The sequence below is a fragment of the Gordonia sp. 135 genome (assembly GCF_009720185.1).
In the GTDB taxonomy this organism is placed as follows: Bacteria; Actinomycetota; Actinomycetes; order Mycobacteriales; family Mycobacteriaceae; genus Gordonia; species Gordonia alkanivorans.
In genome coordinates, this window is record NZ_CP046257.1 from 3,544,448 (window position 1) to 3,559,625 (window position 15,178).

Consider the following 15,178-nt stretch of genomic DNA (forward strand, 5'->3'; position numbering starts at 1 on the left):
CGTGGCTCGCTCCGCTCGCACCTCAGGGAGCAGAAGTTCGGCGCTAGACCCGAATCCCCTTGCCGACCGTCACCACACCTCCGGCGCTGACGGAAAAGCGTTCGCGATCGGCGTCGGGGTCGACGCCGAGCTGCTCACCGTCGCCGACGACGACGTTCTTGTCGAGGATGGCCCTGCGCACGACCGCACCCTTGCCGACCCGTACGCCCGGCATGAGGACGCTGCCCTCGATGATCGCGCCGTCCTCGACGATGACGTTGGACGACAGCACCGAATTGCGTACCGTCCCACCCGAGATGATGCAGCCCGAACCGACCACCGAGTCCTCGGCGACGCCACTCTGGACGAACTTGGCCGGCGGCAGGTTGTGTGTCTCGCCGCGGATCGGCCAGCGGCCGTTGTACAGGTTGAAGATCGGGTGCACGGACACGAGGTCCATGTGCGCCTCGTAGAACGCGTCGAGGGTTCCGACGTCACGCCAGTAGCCCTTGTCGCGCTCGGTGGCCCCGGGCACCTCGTTGTCCTTGAAGTCGTAGACGTAGGCGGTGTCGCGCGCGACGAACGCGGGGATGATGTCGCCGCCCATGTCGTGGTCGGAGTCTGAGTCGGCGGCGTCGGCGCGCAGGGCGTCGACGAGAGCCTCGGTGGTGAACACGTAGTTGCCCATGGAGGCGAAGGTCGAGTCCGGATCGTCGGGGGTCCCGGGCGGGTCCGCGGGCTTCTCGAGGAAGCGCGTGATCTTGCCGGACGCGTCGGAGTCGATGCACCCGAAGGCCACGGCCTCCGCACGCGGTACGCGGATGCCGGCGACGGTGACGTCGGCTCCCGATGCGATGTGCGCCTCGACCATCTGCGACGGGTCCATGCGATACACGTGATCGGCACCGAACACCACGATGTATTCCGGCTGTTCATCGCTGATCAAGTTCATGGACTGGAAGATTGCATCTGCGCTACCCGTGTACCAGCGCGGACCGAGGCGCTGCTGCGCGGGCACCGGGGTGATGTATTCGCCATGAAATCCCGATGTCCACCAGGTTTGCGAGATGTGCCGGTCCAGCGAATGCGATTTGTATTGTGTCAGCACGCATATGCGCTCGTATCCGGCATTGACCAGGTTCGACAGCACGAAGTCGATCAGCCGGTAGGCACCGCCGAAGGGCACCGCAGGCTTTGCCCGATCCATCGTCAGCGGGTAAAGGCGTTTACCTTCGCCGCCCGCGAGGACGATGCCGAGGACGTGCGGCTGTGATCTCACTCCCCCAACTTAACCGCGATCGGGAGCCTCGGCCAGATGACCGCACCATCGGATTCGCGGTTGTGTTCACTCTGCGATGGCGAACTGCTGCGGATGCCACTAGCGTCGTCGATATGAGGGTGGCGATGATGACACGGGAGTATCCACCCGAGGTGTACGGCGGCGCCGGTGTACACGTCACCGAATTGGTCCGCCACCTACGCGATCTCGCCACCGTAGATGTGCACTGCATGGGTGCCGAGCGGGAGACCGCGGCGGTCTATTCGCCGGACCCGGGCCTGGCCGGCGCGAATGCGGCGATCACGACGCTGTCCGCCGACCTGCGGATGGCCGTCGGTGCCGAAGGCGCCGACGTCGTGCACTCCCACACCTGGTACACCGGCCTCGCCGGGCACGTCGCCGCGCAGCTGTACGGCGTCCCTCACATCCTCACCGCGCATTCGCTCGAACCGTCGCGGCCGTGGAAGGCCGAACAGCTCGGCGGTGGTTATCGGGTGTCGAGCTGGGTCGAGCGCAACGCGGTCGAGTACGCCGACGCGGTGATCGCCGTGAGCTCGGGGATGCGCAGCGAGATCTGCACCACCTATCCGCATCTCGATCCCGAACGTGTCCACGTGGTGCGCAACGGCATCGACACCGACCAGTGGTATCCCGTCGACGACCCGTTCGGCCCCGAATCGACGCTGACTGCGCTCGGCGTCGATCCGGAGCGTCCGATCGTCGCCTTCGTCGGCCGTATCACCAGGCAGAAGGGCGTCGCCCATCTCGTCGCTGCCGCCCACCGGTTCGATCCGGACATCCAGCTCGTGCTCTGCGCCGGCGCCCCCGACACCCCGGAGATCGGCGCCGAGATCGAGTCGGCGGTCGGCGAGCTGTCCGCGTCACGACCCGGCGTGCACTGGATACGGGAGATGCTGCCGCTCCCCCGCATCCGCGAGATCCTCACTGCAGCATCGGTCTTCGTGTGCCCGTCGGTGTACGAACCGCTCGGCATCGTGAACCTGGAGGCCATGGCCTGCGGGACCGCCGTCGTGGCGTCGGAAGTCGGCGGTATCCCGGAGGTGGTGCGCGATCACGTCACCGGCCGGTTGGTGCCCTACGACCCCGTCGATCCGCAGACCTTCGAACACGATCTCGCCCAGACGGTCAACGCCGTCGTCGGAGATCCCGTCGCGGCCACGGCGATGGGTGCGGCCGGCCGCGAGCGTGCCGAAGCCGAGTTCTCCTGGTCGACGATCGCCGAACAGACCCTAGGGGTGTACCGGTCCGTACTCCGCTGACAGCGCGCCGTTGCGGCAGGTCAGCCCTGCGCGATCGGGCGGCAGGTCGTCACGACCACCGACAGTGTCACGCCCACGGTGCCACCTCCCACGAATGCGTCTGCACGCGAGCGGATGTCGGCGTCGTCGGCATGAAAGGCCGACGGCCCCATCGCCACCAGGTCGCCCACGGTCTGCGCGTCGAGTTCGATGACGTGCCGGATCGTCGACGAGTCGACGACCTCGAAACCGTCGGCGAAGGTGGCCTGGAGGCGTTCGTACTTGCCGGAGTCGACCCGCAGCATCTGCATCGGTTCGATGATCTCGGCGAGGTGGTCGGCAGCCGGGCTGACCACGACGAGCCCACCGTGGGGTTGGAGTACCCGTGCGAACTCGGCGGCGTTGCGCGGGGCGAACACCGAGAGCACAACAGTGGCAGCGTCATCGGCGATCGGTAGGCCACGCCAGATGTCGGCGACGATTGCGGCGTGTCGTGGGGTGCCGCGGGAGATCGCCCGCGCACAGAATTTGGAGAGATCGATGCCGAGTCCCCGTGCCCGGACGGACGGCGACGAGTCGGCGAGCGCGGAGACCGCGGCGCGAAGGTAGTGACCGCCACCGGCTCCGGCGTCGAGTACGACGGGTTTGTCGACACCGGCACCTAATTCGCGTGTCCGGTCCGCGACCGCGGCGAGGACCGGGGTGAAGAATCCGGCGTCGTGGACACGCGCACGGGCCGCGACCATTGCCGCGGTGTCGGCACGCAGCGATCCCGAACGTCCGTCGAGGAGCGAGACGTAACCCTGTTTGGCGATGTCGAAGGAGTGACCGTCACCGCAGCGGAGTGCGACTCCACGCGGTGACGGTCCAGACCCGGCTGCGGCCGGGGAAGTTTCGTCGTGCCCGGTCCCGAGAGGTCCGGTCTCGAATGACCCGGCACACACCGGGCATCGAAGCAGCTCGACGACGTCGGCGAGATCTCCGTTCAGCCGGTGACCCCGCGGAGTTCCTCACCCAGTGCGGCGGCTTCGTCGGCGGTCAGCTCGACGACGAGGCGACCTCCGCCCTCGATCGGAATCCGGACAACGATTCCACGCCCTTCTTTGGCCGCTTCGAGGGGGCCGTCCCCAGTACGTGGCTTCATTGCCGCCATTCTCAAGCTCCCTTCACAGTGTCCCTGCTTCGAACATGATACGTGTCGTCGTCTCAATCGAATGCGAGTGCGCGACACAAGCGTTGTTCCGGTGTGCTCTGCTCACCTCTCCGAGCGTATCGACGGACCTGCTTCGCGGGAGGCGGGATTGGGGGTCGGGTCGTCGTAAGCCGCCTGATCCCGGCCATTCTCGGGGGCGGCGGCATCGTCTTCGGCAGCCTCGGGGACGCCCGTGGCGCCGGGGAGCGGACCTGACCCAGACTCGCGCTCCCGGAGCCGTGCGATGACCGCGCGGAGGTCGTCGACCTCGCGTGCGAGACGCGCCAGCGCCCAATCGACCTCGGATTGCTTGTAACCCCGGAACGTCTGCGCGAAACGCAACGCGCGAACGTCGTCGCCGCCGATCCCGACCCTCGGCAGGCGGGTCAGTGTGGTGTCGGGTTCGACCGGGGGCAGTTCCTCCCCGCGCCCGAAGACGAACCACACGACGGCGAACACTGCCCCGGCGACGAGCGCCATGATCAGCAGGTACAGCAGCAGGGTCTGCATGCATTCCATCCTGACAGACCGCCGGCGCGCGGCCCCGGCGGCACCTGGCGGCCGGGCCGGCGATCGCCTCCGCACACGAATCCGGCGACACTGCGGCACGCCGTAGGCGTGTCAGGGTGTCGCCGGAGTCGGGGTGTGGCCGGATGGCTAGGAGGCCATCACCTTGGAGTCGATCGAGCGGAGGGTGTTCATCGGCGGACGGTCCTCGAGGTAGACCTCGGTGGTGTGCGGCGTGAACGAGCCGTCGGGCTCGGCGGTGAACTGGGTGAGTCCGACGCCGGAGTCCTCGATGCCGCATCGGCGCATCAGCGTGCCGACGATCTGCCGGCTCATGACGCCGAGCTCGATGAGTGGACGGTTGCGGTGGGTGCGGACGCCGAGGTTGACCTGTCCGATGCCGCCGAGGCCGTACCGATCGTAGGTGTCGATGAGGAGACCGATCTCCACGCCGTAGCCGGGCGCGAACGGCACCGACGACAGCATCTCGCGGGTGCCGGCGTATTCACCGCCGAGCGGCTGCAGGACCGCGGTGAGGTCGGGCTTCTGGGAGGCCAGCAGTGGGCGGGCGACGAGTTCGGTGACGCGGCCGCCGCCGTTGGCGTCCTGGGTGCCGCCGGTACGCAGCGGACGGCGGTAGTAGCCCTTCACCAAGTGGATCTCCGGATTCACCAGGAGCGGGCCGAGCATCTTCGGCACGAACATGGGGTCCGGGTCGATGAGGTCGGAGTCGACGAAGGCGATGATGTCGCCGGTGGTCGCGGCGATCGAACGCCACAGCACCTCACCCTTGCCCTTGACGGGTTCGAGCTCGGGCACCGCCTCCTCACGGCTGATGACCTGCGCACCGGCCGCGAGCGCACGCTCGGCGGTGGCATCGGTGGAGCCCGAGTCCAGGACGATCAGTTCGTCGACGAGCGTGCCGTACAGCGGCATGATCGAGGCGATCACGTCGGCGACGGTCTCCTCCTCGTTCAGGGCGGGCAGCACCACCGATACGGTGCGTCCGTCCTTGGCGGCGACGAGTTCGTCGATGGTCCAGTCCGGCTGCTCCCAGGTGTGGGTCGCCGACCACTGCCGCTTGGTACCGAGCTCCTCGGCCGGCGTCGGCCAGACGGCGGCCTTATCGCGACCGATGGGGTTACGTCGCTTCTGCTTGGTCATGCAAGTCCCCTGACTGTTCGGGCGGGCGGTCTCGTTCCCGCGATGGCAGCGACCATGTCGACCACACGACGGGTGGCGGCGACCTCGTGTACGCGAAAGATCCGGGCGCCTTCGGCGGCGGCCAGAGCGGTCGCGGCGAGGGTTCCCTCCAACCGTTGCTCCAGGTCTGTACCCAGAGTCTCCCCCACAAAGTCCTTGTTGCTCAGCGCCATCAGGACTGGCCAACCCGTATTAACAAGATCTTTTACACGGCGTAACAGTGCGAGCCCGTGGTGAGTGTTCTTGCCAAAATCATGCGTCGGGTCGATAACGATCGCGTCTCGATGTACGCCCGCTGCCAGGGCCCGCTCCGCCGCCCCGGTCACCTCGTCGAGCACGTCGGCCACCACCGCGTCGACGGAATCGCCGTAGGAGACGCGGTGCGGGCGGGTCCGGACGACGGCACCGCCGGTGTGCGAACACACGATCCCCGCACCCCGTTCGGCCGCGACCGCGACGACCTCGGGGTCGACTCCGGCCCACGTGTCGTTGATGAGGTCGGCCCCCGCCGCGCACGCCTGGTCGGCGACCTCGCTGCGCCAGGTGTCGACGCTGATCAGCACATCCGGGTGGCGCTCCCGGATCCACGAGATCATCGGCACCACGCGAGCCGCCTCGGTCATCGCGTCGACCTCTTCGCCGGGCCCTGCCTTCACCCCGCCGACATCGATGATGTCGGCACCTTCGGCGACCACCTGGTCGACGCGCCGCTGTGCAGCGGTGTCGTCGAAGCTGGCGCCACGGTCGTAGAAGGAGTCAGGGGTGCGGTTGACGATCGCCATGACCAGCGCACGGTCGACGGCCACCGGACGACCGCACAGGGTCGGCGAAACGGTCATCCCTTGGGGACCTTGGCGGCTGCCACGTCGTCGGGGTAATCCTCGTAGTACTCCACGTAGCCCTTCTCCTTGCCGACCAGCACGTAGACCTGATCGGCCTCGGCGTCGGCATAACCTTCCTTACGGAGTTCGACTTTACGGTTCTTGAACGTCGAAGTCTGCTCGAAGTCGTCGACGATGCGCACGAACAGCGGCACCGCATAGGACGGCAGCGCCTTGTAGAGGTGTTCGGCGAGCCGCTTCGGGTCGAGGTCGGCGCCGTCGCGCAGTTTGATCGCCACCATCCCGGCGCGGCCATCGGTGCCGGGTACCTCGACGCCGTAGACCACCGACTGGGCCACCGCGTCGTATGAGTCGACGGCACCCTCCACCTCGGTGGTGGCCACGTTCTCACCCTTCCACCGGAAGGTGTCGCCGAGGCGGTCGACGAAGGCGATGTGCGCGAAGCCCTGATCGCGGACGAGGTCGCCCGAGTTGAAGTACGAGTCCCCCTCCTTGAAGGCGTCGCGCACGATCTTCTTCTCGGTCTCCTCCTCGTCGGTGTAGCCGTCGACCGGCACCCGGTTGGAGATCTGCGCGAGCAGCAGGCCCGTACCGCCCTTGCCGACCTCGGTCAGTCGGCCCTCGGAGTCGCGCTTGGGATTGCCCTCCTCGTCGTACTCCACGATCTTGTACGGCAGAGGGCAGAACCCGGCCGTCTTGTCGACGGTGAAGGCGTTGACGAAGGCGAGGTTGAGCTCGCTTGCGCCGTAGAACTCGACAACGCGGTCCACGCCGAACCGCTCACGGAATTCGTCCCAGATGTCGGGGCGCATCCCGTTTCCGACCACGGTGTGCACCGAGTGCTGCAGATCGGTGGGCTTCTCCGGCTGCGCCAGCAGGTAGCGGCACAACTCACCGATGTAGCAGAAGGCGGTGGCGCGGTTGAGGATCACGTCGTCCCAGAACTTCGACGCCGAGAACGACTTGCCGATCGCGAAGCATGCCCCCGACGCGAGCACCGACGACAGGGACACCGACAGTGCGTTGTTGTGGTAGAGCGGCAGCGGCACGTACATGGTGTCGCTGTGGCGCAGGCGGACCGCGAGACCGCCGATACCGGAGAAGCTGGCCAGCCATCGGTTGTGGCTCATCACGCTGGCCTTGGGCATCCCGGTGGTGCCCGAGGTGAAGATGTAGAAGGCCTTGGTCGAGGCCGGCAGCTGTGCGGTGACCTCTGGGTCGGTGTCCGCCTTGCCCTCGGCGGCCGCGTCGAACTCGGCGAAGTCGAAGACATGGTCGGGCAGCGCCGACTCCGGGATCGACTCGAAGGCCTCGGCACAGTCCGGGTCGTGGACGAGGACCTTGGCCCCGAGCAGCTTGACCGAATGCTCGAGGACCTCGCCGCGCTGGTTGTAGTTCAGCATTCCGGCGATCGCGCCGAGCTTCACCGTCGCGAGCATCAGCAGCAGATCGGTGGTGTTGTTCTTGGAGAGCAGGGCGACCACGTCACCCTTGCCCACACCGGCCTCGGAAAGAACTGCGGCGTAACGGTTCACCCGGCGATTGGCCTCGCCGTAGGTGGTCGTGCGGCCCTCGAACCGGACGAACGGGCGGTCCGGATGGGCACTCGCATGCTTCTGGAAGACCGAGCCGATCGTCTTCTTCGCTTCCGGCGGCCGCCGGATCAGGCCCGGCGCGTGCTTGATCATCCCGGTCGCGTGTGGCGCCATCCTGGCCACGCCGCGCAGGAGATCCCCCACCCCGACCGTCTTCACCGTGTCCTGATTCGAACCGTCTGTCGTCGAGTCCGTCTGGACGTCCTTGGGCTGGGTCTCTGGCATGTGGCCTCCGCTCTCCGCTGGGCGTCGTGAGTGCCCCGCGCACTCACCGCGCCACCTTACCGGCCGGTAGGAAGTTTCTACCGCTGTGTCGCCAACTCGATCGCCTCGTCGACAGAGGCCGTGACCAGCAGTCGATCCAACGACCGCTGGGAGACGAAACCGGTTGTCGACAACTCTCGCAGCCAGCCGAGGAGCGGCGCGTAGAAATCGAAAGGATCGAGCAGGACCACCGGCTTCTCGTGCATGCCCAGGTACCCACCCGTCCAGGTCTCGAACAGCTCCTCGAGAGTTCCGATACCCCCGGGGAGCGTGATGAAACCGTCGGCACGCTCGTCCATGATGCGTTTGCGCTCACGCATGGTCTCGGTGATGACGAGTTCGTCGGACCCGAGGTCTGCCACCTCGCGCTCGATCAGCGCCTTCGGGATGATGCCGATGGTGTTGCCGCCCGCCGCGCGCGCCGACGTGACCAGCGCACCCATCATCGAGACGTTGCCGCCGCCGGAGACGACGACGTGACCGGCACGCGCGAGCGCCGCCCCCACCTCGGAGGCGAGATCGAGGAAGCGTTGCTCGACGGGACCGGACGCACAGTAGACACAGACGGCACTCACCGGGCAATCGTGCCATCGACTCCCGACTGGTTCACGCCGGGTTGCGTCGGGGCGGCGGCCTCGATCGTCGCGACGACGTCGTCCGGGTCGTCGACGACGGTCAGCAGGTCGAGGTCCTCGGGCGAGATCATCCCGCGCGCGGCCAGCACGTCGCGCATCCAGTCGAGCAGGCCGCCCCAGAAGTCGCTGCCCACCAACACGATCGGGAATCGCACCACCTTCTTGGTCTGTACCAGGGTGAGCGCCTCGAACAGCTCGTCGAGCGTGCCCATGCCGCCCGGCAGGCAGACGAAGGCCTGCGCGTACTTCACGAACATCGTCTTGCGGACGAAGAAGTAGCGGAAGTTCATGCCGAGGTCGACCCAGGGGTTGAGGCCCTGTTCGAAGGGCAGCTCGATGTTCAGCCCGATCGACTGGGCACCCGCCTCGTGCGCACCCTGGTTGGCCGCCTGCATCGCGCCGGGCCCGCCGCCGGTGATCACCGCGTAGCCGGCCTCGCCGAGCGCACGACCCACGCGCACGCCGAGTGCGTACTCCGGCGAATCCGGCTTCAGCCGGGCCGAGCCGAACACGGTCACCGCCTCGGCGACCTCGCTCATCGCGTCGAAGCCCGCGACGAACTCCGACTGGATGCGCAGGACCCGCCACGAGTCGCGCATCGTGCGTTCGGCGCGACGATCCGCATCGCGCGGGTCGACCCATTCGAGAAGCCGCCGGTCCGTGGTCTTGCCGCGCTGCTCCGGCCGCATGCGGATGGGGCCGACGTAGCAGACGTCGTCAGCGGCGGAGTCGGTGGCGAGAGGTTCCGGATCGGTCGACATGCGGCTCACGCTAGCAGCGTGCGATGCGGCTCCCGGCCGGCGTCGGCCGGGCTCAGGACAGGTACGCGCGCAGCAGCTCGGTGACCGTGCGGATCTGCTCGACCGGGACGCGCTCGTCCCGACGATGCGCGAGGTTCGGGTCGCCGGGCCCGAGGTTCACCGCGGGGATGCCGAGGGCGGAGAACCGTGAGACGTCGGTCCAGCCGTACTTGGCGCGGAAGCGTCCCTGCGCGGCCTCGACGAGCGCGGCGGCCGCCGGGTGGGCCAGGCCGGGGAGCGCACCGGCCGCGGCGTCGGTGACCTCGAGGGTGACCGTGCCGTCGGCGAGGTCGGCGGCGAAGACCTCGCCGACGTGGTCGAGGGCCTGCTCGACGGAACGGTCCGGGGCGAAGCGGAAGTTCACGTCGACGTGCGCGGCGTCGGGGATGACGTTGCCTGCGACACCGCCGCCGAGCCCGACCGCCGAGAGTCCCTCGCGGTACTCGCAGCCGTCGATGTCGACGCGGCGCGGCTCGTAGGCGGCCAGCGTGGTCAGCACTCCCCCGAGCTTGTGGATCGCGTTGTCCCCCATCCACGAGCGGGCCGAGTGCGATCGCGTTCCCGACGTCGAGAGCCGAACGCGCAGCGTCCCTTGACAACCCGCCTCGATGAGACCGGCGGTGGGTTCGCCGAGGATGGCGACGTCACCGGCGAGCCACTCCGGCAGTTCCCGCTCGATGTCGTTGAGGCCGTTGAACTCGGCGGCGATCTCCTCGCAGTCGTAGAAGATCAGCGTCAGGTCGTGGGCGGGATCCTCGAGCGTCGCGGCGAGGTGCAGGAACACGGCGTCGCCCGACTTCATGTCGACGGTGCCGCAGCCGTGCAGCACGTCGCCCTCCTCGGGATGCCTCTCGCGTCGCGACGGCAGATTGCCGGCGACGGGCACGGTGTCGAGGTGCCCGGCGAGGATGACGCGCTGCGCCTTCCCCCGGTTGGTGCGGGCGAGTACCCGGTTGCCGTGCCGGAGGATCTCGAAGCCCGTCGTCTGTTCGCGCAGTGCCGCTTCCACCGCACCGGCGATGGCCGACTCGTTGCGCGACTCGCTCTCGATGTCGACGAGGGCGGCGGTCAGTTCGACGGGATCGGCGGCGAGGTCGAGTGCGGTGCTCACGCGCCTACCGTATCTGGGGTTTCGACAAGCTCAACCGGCAAGGTTCGGCTCCACCGACATGGATCAGCCGGCGTTCGGTGCGGCCAGCTCGGCGGCGCCGAAGGAGACGCTGAACTTCACACACCACAGGAACACCGCGGGATAGGCGTCGAGGTCGACGTCGGCAGGGATCTCGTAGACCTGGTTGCCCTTGTTGCCTTTGATCGTCCCGAGGTCGACGTGGGGCGGATCGGCGGCGGTCCGCCAACCGCTGAAGCCTTCGACGACCTCGGCCTGCGACAACCAGACGTGGACGTCGGGTCCGGTGGTGGTGTCGAGGTTCTCGATGGCGAGAACCCGTGTACCGTCCGGCTTCTCGATGATCGTGACGGTTCCCGAGGTCGAATGCTCGTGGCTGATCAGCCGGCCTTCGGACAGCACGACGGGCGCGGCGGGGGGCGGTTGACCGACCTGCGAGGTCGACGGCGTCACAGCGACCGGGATCTCGTCGTCGACCTCGGTGTCGACGAAGATCAGCCACGGCTGGAAGATCACCGCGGCGACCGCGACAGCGACGACGACCAGCAAGCCCACGCCGCCGAGCACCCAGGGCCAGCGACGCCTGCGCCGCGGGGCGGGTGGGGAAGGTCGGTCGTGGCCGGTCATGGCAGCGACGATACGAGCCCCGAACCTGCCCCCACCAGGAGTTTGAGCCATTCGGATGACGGGCGGGCACCCGTCGGCCCCGATGCGCCGACGGCGGCGGGCGGCGGGAGGCGCGGCGTCGTTCACCCGGGCCGATCGCCTAGACTCGGGTGCCGTGACAACTACTGGCGCACACGCAACTGGCATCGCAACGGTGATCGACGGGGGGTCGACTCCGGGAGTCGTGCTCGACGTCTGGTTCCCCGCACCCGAACTCGACGGCGTCGAGACCGCCGAGACCGTCGTCCTCGACGAGGAGTCGACACCGGCGGAACTGCGCGAACTGGTCGGTGTCGACGAGGCCCGCGGCGTCAAGACCGTCGCGGTCCGCACCGGCATCGCCGACCTGTCGGTCGCCCCGGTCGACGCCTACGACGTCTACCTCCGACTCCACCTGCTCTCCCACCGGCTCATCGAGCCGCACGGCGCGAACCTCGAGGGCATCTTCGGGATGCTCACCAACGTCGTCTGGACCAATCACGGTCCGTGCGCGATCGAGAACTTCGAGTCGGTGCGCGCCAAGATGCGCGCCCGCGGTCCGGTCACCGTGTACTCGATCGACAAGTTCCCGCGCATGGTCGACTACGTCGTCCCCGGCGGCGTCCGCATCGGTGACGCCGACCGCATCCGTCTCGGCGCCCACCTGGCCGCCGGCACCACGGTGATGCACGAGGGCTTCGTGAACTTCAACGCAGGCACTCTCGGGTCGTCGATGGTCGAGGGTCGCATCTCGGCGGGTGTCGTCGTGGGCGACGGCTCCGACATCGGCGGCGGCGCGTCGACGATGGGCACGCTCTCCGGTGGCGGCAAGGAGATCATCTCCCTCGGCAAGCGCTGCCTGCTCGGCGCGAACTCAGGCTGCGGCATCCCGCTCGGCGACGACTGCGTCATCGAGGCCGGCCTGTACGTCACCGCCGGCACCAAGGTGACCGGTCCGGACGGCACCCAGATCAAGGCTCGCGATCTCTCGGGTCAGTCGAACCTGCTGTTCCGTCGCAACAGCCTGACCGGCGCGGTCGAGGTCGTGCCGTGGAAGGGCGACGGCATCGCCCTGAACGAGACGCTGCACAAGAACGACTGATCCGCGCCGTGGGACTGGCCGGATCGCCGATTCGGTCGTATTGTGGCCTCATGAGTACATCGAACAACAGTTCGACGCTGGGCGGCGAGGACGTTCTCGGCGCCGGTGCCGGCAACAGCACGGAGAAGGATCCCGACGACTGGGTGACGGGCGACGAGCCGATGACCGGCGCTCAGCGCAGTTACCTCGACACGCTCGCGCGTGAGGCGGGCGAGACCATCTCCGCCGACCTCACCAAGGCCCAGGCATCCGAGGAGATCGACCGGTTGCAGAACAAGAGCGGACGCGGGGCCGAATAACAGCCTGGGACATACAGTTTGGGACACACAGGGCGCCGGACGAGTCATCGTCCGGCACCCTTCGTGCGTCTGGCTACGTGGCTATCGTGATGCCGTCGCGTGTTCGGCGTCGTCGGCCTCCGCGGCCTTCTCGCCGACCGCGTCCTGGGACACCGGCTGCCCCGGGATCGGTTGCGGCGGCCGGGCGAAGAACCGGTCGAGGATCAACAGTGCGGCGAACGATGCCACCGCCCAGATCCCGAACGTCAGCAGGTGTGTCGAGGTGACGTCTCCACCGAAGTACAGGATCGACCGCGCCGACTCCACCGCCGCAGGCAACGGCAGCACGTCGTGCAGGAACCGGAAGATGTCCGGCGTCATGTAGACCGACAGCCCGCCGCCCGAGGCCGGAACCCCGAGGAACATGAGCACCGCCACCACCGGCAGCACCGCGAGGAGCCCGATCATCCGCGTGAACACCGTGGTGAACAGCGCGGTGCTGAAGATGGCCGCGAGCCCCAGCCCGAACAGGGGCAGAAAGTGGCCGTCGATCGCGCCGACGATGAGATCGGCGATCACCCACAGCGCCACCGACATGAAGGCCGACCAGCCGGCCATGATCGGGACCAGAATCCGTTTGCGCATGAGATCCGGTGCCGCATTGGCCAACACGATGATGAGCAGGAAGCCGGACATGATCCAGCCGATCGCGAGATAAAGACTGACGGTGCCCACCGAGTCCTCGGAATCAAGCGGGGTGAGATCGGTGATGTTCAGCGTCATCCCCTGGCTCTGGGCGACCTGCCCGAACACCGTCTGCACGACCTGCTGCGCACTCATACCCGCAGCACCGTTGGTGATCAGGGTTGCCGACGGGTTCTCCGCCGACGGCAGGACGTAGGCGGCCACGATCTGCCGGTCACGCACGGCCGCTTCCGCATCGTCGGCAGAGGTCGTCGCGGTCAGCTCGAACAGGCCCGGCATGCTGCTCTGGAAACCGTTCCTGGCCTGCTCGGCCTGCGCCTCCGACGAGCCGACGACCGCGACGGGCATGTCACGCGGGGTCGGTTCGCCCATCCCGCCGAGCATCGCCGACAACATCATCACGACCATCGCCAGCGGGAAGAACGCGAGGAGGGCGTACCGCACCCAGGTCTTGGGCGGCTTGACGCCACCGGTCATCGACACCATCGACTGCTGAGGTTCTTCGTGGTTGCGGCGGCGCTTCACGGCGTCGATCCCCGCGACTGCGGCCAGCGCCAGCACAGCACCGATCACGAGGACCAGGAGGTGTCCCCCGACGCCGTTGCCGCCGAAGTACATGACCGAGCGGAACGCCTCGCCCGCTGCCGGCGTCGGCAGGAAGCCGTGTAACCACGGGAAAATGCCGGGCATCGTGTAGACCGACATACCCATGTTCGACGCCGGGATGCCCAGCACCATCAGGAACAGCATGCCCGCCAGGACCGCGAGCGGACCGAGGATCCTGGTGAGGAACAGCAGGACCGCGCCGACCGCGAATACGGCCAGCCAGCCGATGCCGAGCACCTCCCAGGCGCTGCCCTGCGCTGCACCGAGGACGGGTCCGGCGATGATCCAGGTCAGCAGGCTGGCGAGACCCGACCACACCGCCAGGATCGGCACGATGCGGCGCAGCCGCAGAAGCTCGGGGGCCGAGGACAGCAGCAGACTCAGCGGCATGTAGCCGGCGAGGATCAGGGCGGTCACCATGAACATCGGCGCCAGTCCGGACGAATCCTCGGCCGGCAGCGGCACCAGATCCTCGGACTGGATCCGCAATCCCTCCGCCCCAAGATGCGGCGCCACGAGTCCGGTGACCGCCGTCGCCTGGGAGGCACCGGCAGAGCCTGCGGTGTACACGGTCGCCGAGGTGTCGTCGACTGCGGTGGGCAGCACGACGGCACCCGAGGCCTCGCGGTCGACGACCAGCTGGCGCGCGGTCTCCGCGGAGTCGACCACCCGGATGTCCACGGCATCGGCGTCGGCGTTCTCCAGCGTAGCCACGAACCGCTCGGCGTCCGGCGTCGAGCCGGCCACGGCGATCGGCATGTCGTTGGGCTGCGGGTCGTGCATGGACCCGAGGTAGCCGGTGATCATCATGACCACCATCAGGAACGGGAACACGAACGCGAAGCCGTAACGCCCGATCTTCATCTTGCGCGCCTGTTTGGCGGCTTCGAGTTCGGCCTCGGTGGCGTCGTGCGCCGGGACCGTGTCGTCGGACTTGTCGGTGTGGGCCGGTGAGGGCGTGGCCACAGAACCTCCTGGATGTTCGGAAAAGGGGCCGCTCGCACTCGCCGACCGCGCACCTTCGACGGCACGGGACACTGGCACCTACGAGTTCGCGGCGACTTCCATAATTTACGCCACTTGTCTTAAAATGATGAACGCAGTACCGAGTGATCTTCGTCGTAGGCTCTCTGCGGCGAGACAGCGCGGGCACGACGA

15 protein-coding genes are annotated in these 15,178 nt (G+C 67.8%); 3 read left to right on the forward strand and 12 right to left on the reverse strand.

What is annotated here, in order from left to right; genetic code table 11:
* Positions 1-43: 43 nt before the first annotated feature.
* Positions 44-1,258, reverse strand: a complete 1,215-nt coding sequence (glgC, locus tag GKZ92_RS16085) for a glucose-1-phosphate adenylyltransferase (RefSeq protein ID WP_006359451.1) — start codon at positions 1,256-1,258, stop codon at positions 44-46.
* 113 nt (positions 1,259-1,371) lie between these two features.
* Here glgC and glgA point away from each other — a divergent pair, with 113 nt between their 5' ends.
* A complete protein-coding gene (glgA, locus tag GKZ92_RS16090; RefSeq protein ID WP_196222010.1) occupies positions 1,372-2,538 on the forward strand; it encodes a glycogen synthase in 1,167 nt (388 codons plus the stop codon).
* A gap of 20 nt (positions 2,539-2,558) precedes the next feature.
* Here glgA and GKZ92_RS16095 read toward each other — a convergent pair whose 3' ends face one another.
* The 10 genes from GKZ92_RS16095 to GKZ92_RS16140 form a co-directional block, all read right to left on the reverse strand.
* Positions 2,559-3,461: a putative RNA methyltransferase gene (locus GKZ92_RS16095; protein WP_230461816.1), complete on the reverse strand. Its 903-nt coding sequence runs from the start codon at positions 3,459-3,461 to the stop codon at positions 2,559-2,561.
* Between the two features lie 41 nt (positions 3,462-3,502).
* Positions 3,503-3,670 carry a DUF3117 domain-containing protein gene (locus GKZ92_RS16100; RefSeq protein ID WP_004019232.1) on the reverse strand — a complete coding sequence of 56 codons (168 nt, stop codon included), beginning with the start codon at positions 3,668-3,670 and terminating at the stop codon, positions 3,503-3,505.
* A gap of 102 nt (positions 3,671-3,772) precedes the next feature.
* A complete protein-coding gene (locus GKZ92_RS16105) occupies positions 3,773-4,219 on the reverse strand; it encodes a DivIVA domain-containing protein (protein WP_042375590.1) in 447 nt (148 codons plus the stop codon).
* 147 nt (positions 4,220-4,366) lie between these two features.
* Positions 4,367-5,380: a glucosyl-3-phosphoglycerate synthase gene (locus GKZ92_RS16110; protein ID WP_006359455.1), complete on the reverse strand. Its 1,014-nt coding sequence runs from the start codon at positions 5,378-5,380 to the stop codon at positions 4,367-4,369.
* On the reverse strand, positions 5,377-6,258 hold the full coding sequence (gene folP, locus GKZ92_RS16115) for a dihydropteroate synthase (RefSeq protein ID WP_006359456.1): 882 nt from the start codon (positions 6,256-6,258) through the stop codon (positions 5,377-5,379). The genes GKZ92_RS16110 and folP overlap by 4 nt, the downstream gene beginning before the upstream one ends.
* Positions 6,255-8,081 carry a long-chain-acyl-CoA synthetase gene (locus GKZ92_RS16120; RefSeq protein WP_006359457.1) on the reverse strand — a complete coding sequence of 609 codons (1,827 nt, stop codon included), beginning with the start codon at positions 8,079-8,081 and terminating at the stop codon, positions 6,255-6,257. Before GKZ92_RS16120 ends, folP begins: the two co-directional genes overlap by 4 nt.
* A gap of 77 nt (positions 8,082-8,158) precedes the next feature.
* Positions 8,159-8,695, reverse strand: coding sequence for a TIGR00730 family Rossman fold protein (locus GKZ92_RS16125; RefSeq protein ID WP_006359458.1), 537 nt, complete (start codon positions 8,693-8,695; stop codon positions 8,159-8,161).
* Positions 8,692-9,516 (reverse strand): TIGR00730 family Rossman fold protein, encoded by an 825-nt coding sequence (locus GKZ92_RS16130; RefSeq protein WP_006359459.1) that lies wholly within the window; start codon positions 9,514-9,516, stop codon positions 8,692-8,694. Before GKZ92_RS16130 ends, GKZ92_RS16125 begins: the two co-directional genes overlap by 4 nt.
* Before the next feature lie 52 nt (positions 9,517-9,568).
* A complete protein-coding gene (gene dapE, locus GKZ92_RS16135) occupies positions 9,569-10,666 on the reverse strand; it encodes a succinyl-diaminopimelate desuccinylase (protein WP_155225418.1) in 1,098 nt (365 codons plus the stop codon).
* Positions 10,667-10,729: 63 nt separating this feature from the next.
* Entirely contained in the window at positions 10,730-11,251 is a 522-nt protein-coding gene (locus GKZ92_RS16140; RefSeq protein ID WP_155225725.1) for a DM13 domain-containing protein, read from the reverse strand.
* Between the two features lie 214 nt (positions 11,252-11,465).
* On the opposite strand from GKZ92_RS16140, the gene dapD reads away from it, so the two are divergent.
* Positions 11,466-12,431: a 2,3,4,5-tetrahydropyridine-2,6-dicarboxylate N-succinyltransferase gene (gene dapD / locus GKZ92_RS16145; protein WP_155225419.1), complete on the forward strand. Its 966-nt coding sequence runs from the start codon at positions 11,466-11,468 to the stop codon at positions 12,429-12,431.
* A 50-nt stretch (positions 12,432-12,481) separates the two neighbouring features.
* Positions 12,482-12,730: a DUF3072 domain-containing protein gene (locus GKZ92_RS16150; RefSeq protein WP_155225420.1), complete on the forward strand. Its 249-nt coding sequence runs from the start codon at positions 12,482-12,484 to the stop codon at positions 12,728-12,730.
* Between the two features lie 81 nt (positions 12,731-12,811).
* Here GKZ92_RS16150 and GKZ92_RS16155 read toward each other — a convergent pair whose 3' ends face one another.
* Positions 12,812-14,986 (reverse strand): ABC transporter permease, encoded by a 2,175-nt coding sequence (locus GKZ92_RS16155; RefSeq protein ID WP_196222011.1) that lies wholly within the window; start codon positions 14,984-14,986, stop codon positions 12,812-12,814.
* Positions 14,987-15,178 lie beyond the last annotated feature (192 nt).